General features: G+C 34.8%; 11 protein-coding genes. 4 read left to right on the top strand and 7 right to left on the bottom strand.

The window, feature by feature from the left end; genetic code table 11:
- Positions 1 to 18: 18 nt before the first annotated feature.
- Genes RBG61_RS08280 through RBG61_RS08270 form a run of 3 tightly spaced genes read right to left on the bottom strand, consistent with a single transcriptional unit; the run spans position 19 to position 2,634 of the window.
- On the bottom strand, positions 19 to 447 hold the full coding sequence (locus RBG61_RS08280) for an Asp23/Gls24 family envelope stress response protein (RefSeq protein WP_307942539.1): 429 nt from the start codon (positions 445 to 447) through the stop codon (positions 19 to 21).
- A 34-nt stretch (positions 448 to 481) separates the two neighbouring features.
- On the bottom strand, positions 482 to 1,249 hold the full coding sequence (locus RBG61_RS08275; RefSeq protein WP_307942536.1) for a TIGR00282 family metallophosphoesterase: 768 nt from the start codon (positions 1,247 to 1,249) through the stop codon (positions 482 to 484).
- 47 nt (positions 1,250 to 1,296) lie between these two features.
- Positions 1,297 to 2,634 (bottom strand): hemolysin family protein, encoded by a 1,338-nt coding sequence (locus RBG61_RS08270; protein WP_307942534.1) that lies wholly within the window; start codon positions 2,632 to 2,634, stop codon positions 1,297 to 1,299.
- Positions 2,635 to 3,531: 897 nt separating this feature from the next.
- Between RBG61_RS08270 and nifJ the strand changes: the two genes are divergently transcribed.
- From nifJ to RBG61_RS08250, 4 genes are all read left to right on the top strand, one after another.
- Positions 3,532 to 7,059, top strand: a complete 3,528-nt coding sequence (gene nifJ / locus RBG61_RS08265) for a pyruvate:ferredoxin (flavodoxin) oxidoreductase (protein ID WP_307947235.1) — start codon at positions 3,532 to 3,534, stop codon at positions 7,057 to 7,059.
- Between the two features lie 149 nt (positions 7,060 to 7,208).
- On the top strand, positions 7,209 to 8,318 hold the full coding sequence (locus RBG61_RS08260; RefSeq protein WP_307942531.1) for an endonuclease: 1,110 nt from the start codon (positions 7,209 to 7,211) through the stop codon (positions 8,316 to 8,318).
- A 34-nt stretch (positions 8,319 to 8,352) separates the two neighbouring features.
- Complete coding sequence (locus RBG61_RS08255; RefSeq protein ID WP_307942529.1) at positions 8,353 to 8,682, top strand: hypothetical protein; 330 nt, start codon at positions 8,353 to 8,355, stop codon at positions 8,680 to 8,682.
- A 450-nt stretch (positions 8,683 to 9,132) separates the two neighbouring features.
- On the top strand, positions 9,133 to 9,468 hold the full coding sequence (locus RBG61_RS08250; RefSeq protein ID WP_307942527.1) for a hypothetical protein: 336 nt from the start codon (positions 9,133 to 9,135) through the stop codon (positions 9,466 to 9,468).
- A 99-nt stretch (positions 9,469 to 9,567) separates the two neighbouring features.
- On the opposite strand, the gene RBG61_RS08245 is transcribed toward RBG61_RS08250, so the two are convergent.
- From RBG61_RS08245 to RBG61_RS08230, 4 genes are read right to left on the bottom strand one after another with little or no spacing between them, the layout of a single operon-like run.
- Entirely contained in the window at positions 9,568 to 10,683 is a 1,116-nt protein-coding gene (locus RBG61_RS08245; protein WP_307942525.1) for an HD-GYP domain-containing protein, read from the bottom strand.
- A gap of 57 nt (positions 10,684 to 10,740) precedes the next feature.
- Positions 10,741 to 11,442 carry a PAQR family membrane homeostasis protein TrhA gene (trhA, locus tag RBG61_RS08240; protein ID WP_307942523.1) on the bottom strand — a complete coding sequence of 234 codons (702 nt, stop codon included), beginning with the start codon at positions 11,440 to 11,442 and terminating at the stop codon, positions 10,741 to 10,743.
- An 18-nt stretch (positions 11,443 to 11,460) separates the two neighbouring features.
- Entirely contained in the window at positions 11,461 to 12,546 is a 1,086-nt protein-coding gene (locus RBG61_RS08235; protein WP_307942521.1) for a DUF3048 domain-containing protein, read from the bottom strand.
- Positions 12,547 to 12,582: 36 nt separating this feature from the next.
- Positions 12,583 to 13,716, bottom strand: coding sequence for a DHHW family protein (locus RBG61_RS08230; protein WP_307942518.1), 1,134 nt, complete (start codon positions 13,714 to 13,716; stop codon positions 12,583 to 12,585).
- Positions 13,717 to 13,720 lie beyond the last annotated feature (4 nt).

Genomic DNA, 13,720 nt, shown 5'->3' with positions numbered 1-13,720 from the left:
TATTTTATTTTCAAATTTTTATACAGTCTTCATCCCGTCAACAAAAACATTCACTCTTGCTACGCTGAAACCAGTATTTTCTTCGACGGTATATTGTACTTTATGCATGATGCTTTTTACTATTGCTGAAATATTTGTTCCATAAGTAACAATAATATGCAAATCAATAACAAGTTTTTGATTTTTCACACGCACACGTATGCCTTTATCTAAGTTATCATTTCTTTTGAACTTCTGTAAAAATCCTTGCGTTGCGTCTGCAGTTGCCATTGCAGCAACACCAAAGCAACTAATAACAGCACTACCAACTAAGTTCACAAAATACTCATGTGATACATCAATTACGCCCAAATGATTTTCAAGCTTTACCATAAAAGACATCTCCTTTGATGCAATACTTATTTTTGCTTTTAACAAAGCTGCTTCACATAAATACGTATCGTACATCTATCTTCTCAATATTATACACGAAATGTTAAGATTATTCAATCCGTAATCTCGTAATATGGTTACATTTTCCCGTTTTTTCGCACAATTCCAACAATACACATTCCATTCGACATTTACCTTCGGCTACCTCAAATCGAGTTGGCATATGGGTTCTTAATCGAGTAATTACATTTTGTGGATTTACTCCAAGTACTGAATCAATCGGCCCTGTCATACCCAAATCCGTTATAAAGCCTGTTCCCTGAGGCAAAATCTGTTCATCCGCAGTCTGCACATGTGTATGAGTACCAACTACTGCACTTACTTTGCCATCTAAATAATAACCCAAAGCTTTTTTCTCACCTGTGGCTTCTGCATGGAAATCAACTAAAATATATTTACAATCGATTTTTTCGAGCAGTTTGTCCATTGTTTCAAAAGGGCATGCAAGCGGCTCCATGAAAGAAGTTCCCAACAAATTGATAACCGCTAGCTGATAGTAACCGCCATCATAAATATAATAACCTTTTCCACTTGCTGAATCCGGAAAGTTTGCAGGACGAATTACCTGATCATTTTCTTCAAAATAGTTTAATATTTCAAATCGTTTATATACATGGTTGCCAGTTGTTATAATGTCAACCCCACTATCAAGCAAAGACTTTGCACTTGTCGGCAATATTCCGTTTCCAACTGCTGAGTTTTCTCCATTTGCAATGACAACATCTATTTTCATTTCCCGCTTTAGTTGCGGTAATTTTTGGCGAAGAAAATCACATCCTAATTGTGATATAACATCACCAATCATCAATACCTTCATTTATTACTCCGTCTATGTGTAAATTCTTTTAACTAAAAATACACGTTTTATTTATCTTCTATCTGTTGCGTTTGAGGCAAAACTTTTGCATTCACTCGAACCACACGTCTGTCCTCAACTTTTGCAACAGTAAATTCCACACCACAAACCGCTACAGTCGGAAATTCCTCTTCGGATGGAATTCTTCCCAATGTATTGACAATTAATCCACCGAGTGTTTCCGTATCTTCATCCACAGATAAGCTGATATCAAATAATTTCTCAATTTCTTCTATACTCAATCCGCCATCTAAAGAATAGTTATTTTCATCGATTTTTTTAACTTCATCATCCTCTTGGTCATATTCATCTTGTATATTACCAACAATAGATTCCAATAAATCCTCCATTGTAACGACACCAGCAGTTCCACCGTATTCATCTACAATAACGGCCATATGTGTTTTCTTTTCTTTTAGCTCCTTAAAGAGCATTCTACAACGTGCTGATTCAGGAGCATAAATTACGCCACGCATAAACTCTTCCGTTTTTTTGCCGCTAATATCTAATGTGCCAATCAAAGTCAGCAAATCTTTCACATATATTATACCCACAATATTATCTATCACATCATCATAAACCGGTATACGAGAAAAGCCCTCTTCAATGCCAAGTTGAATCACTTCAGATAATGGATCTTCTTTTTCCACAGCTATGATATCGGTTCTGTGAGTCATAATTTCTTCTGCAGTTCGATCATTAAACTCGAACACATTGTTAATCATTTCACGTTCAGATAACTCAATGGTGCCATTTTCATTTCCAACATCCACAAGCATACGAATCTCTTCTTCGGTTACATCACTGTTTTCACTGCTTGGATTAATACCGATTAGTTTGATAAAACCTTTTGCTGTTTTCATAATCATAAAAGTAATCGGTTTAAATAAAGCACCTAACACTCGAATAAAATCTACAGAAAACAATGCAAATGATTCCGGCTTATTTGCAACTAGTTTTTTCGGCAGTGTTTTACCAATAACAAAAGCTATAAAAACAGAAAGAACGAAAATGATCAAAAACGAAACTACAGAAATCCAACCCGCTTTTCCAAACCATTTTTCGAATAATACTTGCAACACAGGTGAATATACATATGTTCCAACCAAACAAGCTGCTACAATACAAAACGTAGCACAGATATCCATTTTCAGTAAAAAATGAAACTGATGCTCTTTGATTGTCAACAGTTTTTTAGCCTTTGGGTTATCTTCTTCCGCTAATCGTTTTAATCTACTTTCGTTCAATGATACAATTGCTGCTTCATGACCTGAAAAAAACATTGCGATTACGGTTAGTAGTAAAAAAATTACAATACTACCTAAATATCGCCCGACGTCGTCCATTACGAAACCCCTTTCAGTGGTCCTAAATTATTTCATACGAAATCAATTCGTACTGCCTATAGCATATTATATGCATTTTTACTTAGACTCTTTTACTATAAAGGTTTTTTGATAAAATGTCAATGAATCCTAGTTTTATTTACAGCATCGTAATAAAAAATGTTGTTTTTATGTTAAAGTTAGTTTATGACAAACGATTCAATATGAAAGCCTTCAAGTAAAATTGGGCTTATTATTTCAACTAATATATTCATTTATTTGTCAGTATTATATTTTCTTTTTTCAGAAAATAGACGTTTCAAAAGATGCAGATTTAATTATATTATTAATGGAAATGCAACCATTTACATTAACAATATTTCTTTGCATTTCCCTTTACATTAATAAGGAAAGATGATAAAATAAAAACAAGCGTGTAAAGCAGCTTGGACATTTTTCAACAAAAATATCTATATGCTTAATAATTATACTGCAAACAACCGAATTCTTTTTATTTTAATTTAATTGGATGGTTACTCGTTTACAAGTAAATAATAACCTTGCACACTTCATATAATAAACCACTTGGTTTATCATATATATTTTTTTGACGACACGAAATTTGTTTTAATTTCGTATATCGCCGATTATATCAACACTTCGTTTAGATATAATAAGCCTTAATGGGGTTTATCATATATTTTAATGACGACGCGAAGTTTGGCTTTGCTAAAGCCGCGTATCGTCAATTATATCAACGCTACGCTTATGATAAAACAAACACTCACGTGTTTATTTTATATATTTATATGACGACGCGAAGTTTGGCTTCGCCAAAGCCGCGTATCGTCAATTATATCAACGCTACGCTTATGATATAATATGTATTCAAATTTCAAGGAGGATATAAAAATGGCAATCAAAAGAAAAATGAAAACCATGGACGGTAACACTGCTGCCGCTCATGCATCCTACGCCTTTACTGATGTTGCTGCGATTTACCCAATCACTCCATCATCAAATATGGCTGAAGCTACTGACAAATGGTCAGCAGAAGGCAAAGAGAATATCTTTGGCGAAAGAGTAAGAGTTGTTGAAATGCAATCAGAAGCAGGCGCTGCTGGTGCTGTTCACGGTTCTCTTTCCGCTGGTGCTTTAACTACTACTTACACAGCATCTCAAGGTTTATTATTAATGATTCCTAATATGTATAAAATTGCTGGTGAGTTACTACCTTGCGTAATTAACGTTTCTGCTCGTGCTATCGCTTCTCATGCACTATCTATCTTCGGCGATCACTCAGACGTTTACGCTTGTCGTCAAACCGGTTTCGCTATGCTTGCTGGCACAAACCCACAAGAAGCTATGGATTTAGGCGCAGTTGCTCATATGTCAACTATTAAATCTAGAGTTCCTTTCATTCACTTCTTTGATGGTTTCAGAACTTCTCATGAGCTGCAAAAAGTTGCTGCTTGGGATTACGCTGACCTAAAAGAAATGGTTGATATGGACGCTATCAACGCTTTCAGAGCGAGAGCTTTAAATCCAGAACACCCAGTTCTAAAAGGTACTGCTCAAAACCCTGATATTTTCTTCCAAGCAAGAGAAGCTTCTAACTCTTACTACAATGCTGTTCCTGGTATCGTTGAAGAGTATATGAACAAAGTAAACGAGAAAATCGGTACAGATTATAAATTATTCAACTACTATGGTGCTGCTGATGCAACAAACATCATTATCGCTATGGGTTCTGTTAACGATACAATCGAAGAAACTATCGATTACTTAAATGCTAACGGTGGTAAATACGGTGTTGTTAAAGTAAGATTATACAGACCTTTCGTTGCAGAAAAGTTAATCGAAGCTATTCCTGATTCCGTTAAACACATCACTGTATTAGACAGAACAAAAGAGCCTGGTGCACTTGGCGAGCCTCTATACTTAGATGTAGTAGCATCTCTTAAAGGTTCTAAATTTGATGCAATCCCTGTATTGGGCGGACGTTACGGTCTTGGCTCTAAAGACACAACTCCTGCACAAATCATTGCTGCATTCAAAAACACAACGAAAAATAGATTTACTCTTGGTATCGTAGATGATGTTACTGATTTATCATTAGAGATTACTGAAAATCCTAACACAACTCCTGCTGGTATTACTTGTTGTAAATTCTGGGGTCTTGGTGCTGACGGTACTGTTGGTGCAAACAAGAACTCAATCAAAATTATCGGTGACCATACTGATATGAACGTTCAAGCTTACTTTGACTATGACTCAAAGAAATCTGGCGGTATTACAGTTTCTCACTTAAGATTTGGTGCTCCAAAAATTAAATCAACTTACCTAATCAATAAAGCTGACTTCGTTGCTTGTCATAACCCATCTTATGTAACAAAATATGATATGACTGCTGACCTAAAAGAAGGCGGCGTATTCCTATTAAACTGTGGTTGGGACATGGCTGAAATCGAAGAAAGACTTCCTGGTCAAGTAAAACGTGACATTGCTAAAAAACACATCAAGTTCTATACTATTGACGGTGTTAAAATTGGTAAAGAAATCGGTCTTGGCGGAAGAATCAATACTATTCTACAATCTGCTTTCTTTAAATTAGCTAACATTATCCCTGCTGATGATGCTGTTAAATACATGAAAGATGCTGCAACTGCTTCTTATGGCAAAAAAGGTGAACACATCGTTAAGATGAACCATGATGCTATTGATGCTGGTGCAAAAAATGTTGTTGAAGTTAAAGTTCCTGCTGAATGGGCTACCGCAGCTGATACTGACTTAACTCATGTTGCTACAGGCGATAGAAAAGATCTAGTTGACTATGTTAACAACATCCTAGTTCCTGTAACTGCACAAAAAGGTAATACACTTCCTGTTTCTACTTTCACTCATATGGCTGACGGTGTATTCCCACAAGGTTCTGCTGCATACGAAAAACGTGGTATTGCTGTTGACGTTCCAGCTTGGAATCCTGACAACTGTATCCAATGTAACTTCTGTTCTTATGTTTGTCCTCATGCTGTAATTCGTCCGGTTGTAATGACTGATGAAGAATTGAAAAATGCTCCATGCGGAACAAAATCTGCTCCTATGACTGGTATGCCTGGTCTAAACTTTGCTATGGTTGTTTCTGTACTTGACTGTACTGGATGCGGCTCTTGTGTAAACGTTTGTCCTGGTAAAAAAGGAAACAAAGCTCTTACAATGCAAGCTCTTGATTCTCAATTAGAAGAACAAAATGCATTTGCATACGGCATTGATCTTCCTACAAAACCTGAAGTTGGTGTTAAATTTAAAGAATCTACCGTTAAAGGTAGCCAATTTAAACAACCTCTATTAGAGTTCTCCGGTGCTTGTGCTGGATGTGGAGAAACTCCATATGCTAAACTTGTAACACAACTATTTGGCGACAGAATGTATATTTCTAACGCAACCGGTTGTTCTTCTATCTGGGGTGGTTCTGCTCCTTCAACTCCATACACAGTAAACAAATCAGGCTTTGGTCCTGCTTGGGCTAACTCTCTATTTGAAGATAACGCTGAATATGGTTATGGTATGTATCTTGCACAATCTGCAATTAGAAACAGACTAATCAAAAAAGTAGAAGCTATTATGGCTAACGCTTGCGATGAAGCTGCAAAAGCTACTTGCAAAGAATATCTTGATACAGTAAACGATGGTTCTGCTAACCGTATTGCTACTGACAAATTAGTTGCAATGTTAGAAAACTGCAACTGTGATGGTGCAAAAGATATTTTAGCTGCAAAAGATTACCTAGCTAAAAAATCTGTTTGGATCTTCGGTGGTGACGGATGGGCTTACGATATCGGTTACGGCGGTGTTGACCATGTTCTTGCTTCTGGCGAAGATGTAAACATCTTAGTATTCGATACTGAAGTTTACTCTAATACAGGCGGTCAAGCTTCTAAATCTACTCCAACCGGTGCAATTGCTCAATTCGCTGCTGCTGGTAAAGAAGTGAAGAAGAAAGACCTTGCTGGTATTGCTATGAGCTACGGTTACATCTATGTTGCACAAATCGCACAAGGTGCTGACTACAACCAAGCTATTAAAGCATTTGTTGAAGCAGAAAGCTACAACGGTCCATCTCTTGTTATTGCTTATGCACCATGTATCAACCACGGTATTAAAACTGGTATGGGCTCTGCTCAAACAGAAGAAAAACGTGCTGTTGAAGCAGGCTATTGGCATACATTCAGATATGACCCACGTCTAGCTGTTGAAGGCAAAAACCCATTCCAATTAGACTCTAAAGCTCCTACTGCTAGCTACAAAGACTTCATCATGGGTGAAGTTCGTTATAACTCTCTTGCTCGTGCAAACCCAACAAGAGCAGAGCAATTATTCGCTAAAGCAGAAGCTAACGCAAAAGATAAATATGCACAACTTGTTGCAAAAGCAGCTCAAGAATAATTTTTAATCAAGACTATTCTCTAACTGGATTAAACAACAATTTGTTATAGTAAATCCCTCATCCGTTTGGATGAGGGATTTTACATTTGCATTGAATATATTTCCCAAATATGCTACACTACAAGTATATTAAATTAGGATGTGACGAAATGAAAAGCTTGAAACTATTGAAATCAATTGGAATTAGCCTTTTAATCGTAATTGGAATTTTATTTATCGCTGTTGTTGGTTATGTTGTGTATATGAATCTTCAGTACTATAGAATTGACGACAACACAAAAATCGCTGTGGAAAACCCTTCTAAAAAAATATTAAAAACTGGTCAAGAACATTCATTGGTTACATACAATATCGGTTTTGGTGCATACAATCATGATTTTTCGTTTTTCATGGATAGTGGCGAAATGAAAGATGGCACCTTAGTAACAGGAAAAAATTCAAAAGCAAAAGATAAACAGACCGTAATTAATAATACCAAAGGAGCTCTTTCAAGTGTTGATTCCCTTGATTCCGATTTTTATATGTTTCAAGAGGTCGATATGAAAGCAACACGTAGTCATAAGGTTAATCAGTATGCACAATTAAAGACTTTGGGAGCTAACTATTCGCTCAGCTTTGCCAATAACTTTCACTCAGCTTTCTTATTATATCCTTTATTAGATCCTCATGGCGCTGTTGACGGCGGTATCACAACTATGAGTAAATATAACATTTCCGAATCTATTCGTAAACAATATCCTGTTGATCCTAGCTTTATCACTAAATTCACTGATTTAGACAGATGCTTTTTAGTGTCACGTATTCCAGTTGATAACGGAAAAGAGCTTGTACTGATTAACTCGCATATGTCTGCTTATGATAAAGGCGGTAAAATAAGAGAAAAGCAACTTGCTGTACTAAATAGCACATTAAAACAAGAGTATGCTAAAGGCAATTATGTAATTGTTGGCGGAGATTTTAATCACGATATCGCACACACAAAAACAGTTTTTGAAACCAATCAAAAGGTTCCTGAATGGGTTTACGAAATGAATGACGAAAATTTAGCGGATGGATTTTCCTTTGCTATAGCAAATAATGCAGCCAAAATTCCAACTTGTCGCAGTACAGATATGCCTTATGTAAAAGGACAAAACTACACGGTTGTAATAGACGGATTTATTGTATCCGATAACGTTAGTGCAGTAGCAAATAATATTGACACCGACTTTATGTATTCCGACCATAATCCTGTTATGTTAAAGTTCAAGCTTAGCTAAACAGATTTGATATTACATTTTTAGGAGTGACAGAATGAATTGTTTTAATAGTAATTTTCGTAGTGGTATGAGCGAATTAAATATTCTAAGCACAAGGCATTGTAACCCGCAAGAAACAAAGGTTCTAAGGGAAATAGATGAAAAAGGCAAGGATTTACCTCTGGGATTTGCAAAAGATCCGGATCGCACAAATGAATTTGTACACCTTATTAACCACGATTGTTCCAATGAGGAGCTTTATATGCTTATGATGGTTCAGCAAGCAAAGCATATTCGTATTATAAAAAAATGTGCTGTTTTCTTTGCTTTTTTAGGAATAATATCTCTTATATTTTATTTACTTGGTATTCTTGCAACCTTGTAAAAACCAACATATCTTTCATAACTTTTCTATAATAATAGTATATGAGATTATTAGAATAGGAGAGTTGCTATGCATCATACTGCATCACGATTTTTTTGCTTAGTCATTAATGTTGTAATTATGATGTTAATATTCAGCTTTCATTCTTCTTTGATATGGTCACTTATATGTGCTATTTTATGTATAATGATTGCAGACAAAGCGGATTGCCTCATCCATACCAAATATCAATATGATAAGTTTTTCATTCTTACTGTCAGTGGAACTTTTCTATTCATAATTATTTTACTTGGCAATCATGGCTTTCGGCATTTAATTACAACATATTTGATTTTTATTCTACTTTATTTTTTAACTTGTCGAAGATCGGATTATAATATTAAATAATAGGCTTGTATTTCCAATTTTACTTCACTATAATTAAGATATAACTATAATGGAGGGATAACTATGAAAACTTTTGAACAAGAGTATATTGAGCAAATGGAAGAACTAGATATCATTCATACAACCATCTGTAGCCAGAACGAAAATAATACGATTCCAGCAAAACTAGATAGCAATGAAAACACCCATTTTGGTTATCAACCAACACCCGAATATACTGATACTTTTTGCATTTCGCAAGAAAACCATTATTCATTGGAACAACTTGAAAAGTTGATGTTAGTTCAACAAGCAAAACATATTCGTACAATAAAAAACTCTCTGCTATTTTTTATTGCAACATCTTTCATAATCCTAATTTTAAGCTTTCTTTTAGGTATTTCAGGATACATTCAATAAACAACTACTAATTTTTAATTGCATTAGCAATTAAAAATTAGCTAAGAAAAAAGCAAGAAATGAAGTTTAATCATTTCTTGCTTTTTTCTATGTAATATATTAACACACCATAGTCTGATTTAATGACTCTAAAAATTCTACAGGATTTTTAATTGTATCTACAACTTGAATTGTAAAACACTTCGGATCTCTGGCTAAGTCAAGTATGGTTCCCCGTTCTTTTCCAGGAGATAATACCTTTACAATTGGATTTAAAGGCAAGCCTTCGACTGTATTCGTTACTACGCCAACTAAGCCATTATTAAGCTTTACAAGTACACCAACAGGATATGCAGCAACAACTGTTAAAAATTTGCTTAGTAAATCTACATTAAAATGGCTATCCGTACAACTCATCATATAGTTGATTGCAGCATGTGGCTCCCATGCATCTCGATATGTTCTAGTCGAGGTTAATGCATCATAAACATCAGCAATTGCAATTATCTTTCCGAATTCGGATATTTCATCTTCAACCAAATGATATGGATAACCTGTTCCATCTACTTTTTCATGATGATTTATAATACCCTCTAAAACATCTCCACTTATACTCCCACATGACATAAGCTTATCAATACCAAACTTTGGATGCTTTTGCATAATAGAATATTCATCTGAAGTAAGCGGACCTTCTTTATCCAAAATAGCTGTAGGAACAAAAGTTTTCCCGATATCATGCAAAATACCCGATATCGCCAAATCTTTCAATTTACTTGAGGAATATGCCATTTTTCTACCTATCAAAGTGGATAAAATTCCCACTTGCATGCTATGTACATAAGCGTATTCATTATAATTTTTCAAATCAATAATATTAAGCATGCAATCATCGTTCTCTGTAATTATATCAACTAAGTAATCTGCAACACGATTTAACGTATCCATGCAAGTGAAAATACTACCTTTTTCATTTTGCATACACTTAAAAATCTGCTCAATTTCTGCGCTTACACGAACTTTAACTTCCATTGGTATGATTTCTTCAATTTCAATACCTTCACTACCAGGGCACTCAATGTAAGCTCCCCTAATTTCTTTTTCATTAAAATTTTGAATAATTCTGTCACTCAATTTATTGCCAGCACAAAGTAATGGTAAAAAAGATGATCTGCACCAAATATCTTTTGCTAAAATCATACCTGGTTTTAAATTTTCACAAGAAACATATATCATTTGCTATTCCCACTCCATTATATCCCATCAGATTTCTTAACGCTTCTCTTTTTCACTCTATTGGTAAACATAAAATAAAATGGAGAAGAAATGTGAAACACTACCCGCTAATACAAACAAATGCCAAATGCCATGAAAATATTTTTTATGCTTCATTTTATAAAATACAATACCACCAGTATAGAATATACCGCCAAGAAGCATCAGCCATAAACCGTTTGGTGCTAAATTTCGAATAATCGGCATCATTGCTAATACTGCCGCCCATCCGGAAGCGATGTATAATATCATAGATAGCTTTTTAAACTTTTCAACGCTGATTGCGTTGAATGTTATACCAACAACCGCACTTCCCCATACAACTCCAAATACAAGCCATCCCCATATTCCTTCTTCACGTATGGTTACTAAAGTATACGGTGTATAGGTACCTGCTATCAATAAAAAAATGGTTGAATGATCAAATACACGAAACACCTTTTTTGCAGTTTCGTTAGTCAATGCATGATAGAGCGTTGACATTGTATAAAGAATGATAAGCGAACCGCCATAAATTGACGCACTTACTATAGACCAAGCATCGCAAAATAAGCTAGTGAATACAATGAGATAAGCTGCTCCTGCAACGCCAAACAATGCTCCAAGTCCATGGGTAATTGCATTTAAAAGTTCTTCTCCTAATGAGTACATTTTAATGCTCGGCGCTCTTCCTCTAGTTGTTCTTACAAAGGTTGATTTCAACTCTGATAACTTTCCCATATTCTTCGTCCTCTTTTCTTATTGGAATGAAATACCTTGTTTCAATTCTTGCGGAATTACGCAAACCCATATTTTGCCCGCATTTATCACTAATTCCTTTCCACTCTTATCGAATACTTTTAGATTATCATTAATACCTTTTTTAGAAAAAGTAACTTCAATACGTTTTCCGTTAGATATATAATATCCAGCTCCTTTAGCAAGGTTAATTTCTTTATTGATTGTACCGGGCACAAACCCAACATCTGTATACATCATCAACACATTTGTTACAGATGCAACTTTATTTGCACCAACATCCATATGTGGTTCGCCAAACTGACCTTTTTCATATTGCTTTGTTTCAGTATTATAAGTAAATGAAGAGTTTTGCGTTGTTGAAAAAGGAAAAGTCACCTTATTTGTATCAACAGCTTCAGCATTTTCTTGCATTACGTTTGCTTTTGGTTTTGCAAATTGGAATAATGGTTGAATTGGTTGCTTTAGTTTTGTTTGATAGCCTTTTTGAGCGATACCCTTTTGCAATTTTTGCGTATTTGTAAACCAAGTATGTTCTCTTGCTTTTGTTTTCAAACGTTCCTTGTCTTGATAAAAAGCAGTTCCGGACATATAAAGGCCATCTATATCTTCTACGTTATTATTTTTAATTGCTTCTTTCCCTGCAACACTTCCACCAAAATGAACATAAATTGGCTGGTACGGCGCAATTAACTCTACATAGTCATGTCTTGCAGAACGAATAGAACCAATATCTTTCAGTTTATTATAATCAGAAAAAACAGCCATCAAACGTGTAATAGCACCCTCTACAGGCATTTCATAGATAATGTCGGCATCTGCAATTCCCTTTTGGGGTAAAGATACTTTTATGTTGTTAACCATAACAGCTATTGGACGATTTAAACTAGCTTCTTTATCTTGGACAATCTCTCCGGTAAACGGATTGGTTGGACCATCTTTTATTCCTTCCGAATTTGTGTTTGACGAATTCGCCGTACCTTCTGATGCATTTGCCGCTTTATTTGCATTATTGCCATTGCACCCCGTAAAAATTGTTACCATTAAGCTTAAAACGATTGCCATAGATAAAATTTTCTTTTTCATTGCATAACCATCCCTTACGTCATTTCTTAATATATATTAATAATTTGCGACTTTCTTTACACTTGAGTCTTTTACGAATCCGGAAATATTATATAAAAAGACTGCTTGTTGATAATCATTAATATTAACATATTCCTCAAGCGGTTTATTGAGATAACGAGTATCCACTAAAACAATTTCTTCATAATGAAGAGGCAAAAACTGCATAAGAGCATGAGAATACGAGTCTTTAAACATAATAAGCTTTTGCCCATTTTGTACTTTACTTTTAATTTTTACAATCGGTTCATTACTACCTAAAAACACACTGTACTTGTCTTTTTTTTCTAAGTTATTACGGAACAGAATAGAAGGGTATGTTTGTTTATTGTGATTTGTATATTTAACAACATCTGTTACTACTTCACCTTTTACGTAGTGATATAATTCCATGCGATCAGCTAATTTTTCCCCATATAATACTTTTGAGTATAACGTACCTAAAAAGTCATCGGGAACATATTCTATATTAAACATATCGACCGTAGCAGGTTTAAAACTTAGTGCTTTTGACATAGCCGAATACCCAACATAAGCACCAAATGTTGTCCAGTGGTGATCGGTCTTATAAAAAATATAATTTTCTGCTGCCGCTGAAAGTGGGGCATATGCATCAATACAATTGATATTTTTTAACTTTGTATAAAAATTTTGAATATATTTGGTCTGATCCAACACGCTGGCATTTCTTGATATATTATTCGGATAAAATTCTGCCGCCGTTGGTACAAGCATGATACTTGTATTGATTTTTCCTTTATGTTTTGCAGCAAATTTGTTGATAGCATCAATATTACCGTTTGTAATGGTTGGCTTTACTTCATCTACTTTTTCAAGCAGCATTTTATTACTGATAAATACGCCATTTACTTCTTTTCTTCCTTGTAGAAGCTCCATTTTTGTTTTATAAGAACTAAATTGATTACGAAATACTAAATGATCAGACATGAATGATTCGGCTTCATTCATAAAACTTTTATCTAAAAAATTTCTTACGGAAAACTGTGGTGCATCCGCTAATTTTCTATTTTCGGTTTCAGAGAACGATTTCTTTGGCAACAAGAAGGTTACCATTGGAATCATAATTAATATGATAAAAAATGCCACGACAGCTACTTTCTTATGACTCAACGTA

This window comes from Paludicola sp. MB14-C6 (assembly GCF_030908625.1).
GTDB lineage: Bacteria > Bacillota > Clostridia > Oscillospirales > Ruminococcaceae > Paludihabitans.
Note: the sequence above shows the minus strand (reverse complement) of the source record. Positions and strands in the feature narration are given on the sequence as shown.

What these genes read in the sequence shown, in the direction of transcription:
- RBG61_RS08280 (WP_307942539.1), bottom strand. Translation starts at nt 447, where the DNA reads ATGTACGATACGTATTTATGTGAAGCAGCTTTGTTAAAAGCAAAAATA.
- RBG61_RS08275 (WP_307942536.1), bottom strand. Translation starts at nt 1,249, where the DNA reads ATGAAGGTATTGATGATTGGTGATGTTATATCACAATTAGGATGTGAT.
- RBG61_RS08270 (WP_307942534.1), bottom strand. Translation starts at nt 2,634, where the DNA reads ATGGACGACGTCGGGCGATATTTAGGTAGTATTGTAATTTTTTTACTA.
- RBG61_RS08260 (WP_307942531.1), top strand. Translation starts at nt 7,209, where the DNA reads ATGAAAAGCTTGAAACTATTGAAATCAATTGGAATTAGCCTTTTAATC.
- RBG61_RS08255 (WP_307942529.1), top strand. Translation starts at nt 8,353, where the DNA reads ATGAATTGTTTTAATAGTAATTTTCGTAGTGGTATGAGCGAATTAAAT.
- RBG61_RS08250 (WP_307942527.1), top strand. Translation starts at nt 9,133, where the DNA reads ATGAAAACTTTTGAACAAGAGTATATTGAGCAAATGGAAGAACTAGAT.
- RBG61_RS08245 (WP_307942525.1), bottom strand. Translation starts at nt 10,683, where the DNA reads ATGATATATGTTTCTTGTGAAAATTTAAAACCAGGTATGATTTTAGCA.
- trhA (WP_307942523.1), bottom strand. Translation starts at nt 11,442, where the DNA reads ATGGGAAAGTTATCAGAGTTGAAATCAACCTTTGTAAGAACAACTAGA.
- RBG61_RS08235 (WP_307942521.1), bottom strand. Translation starts at nt 12,546, where the DNA reads ATGAAAAAGAAAATTTTATCTATGGCAATCGTTTTAAGCTTAATGGTA.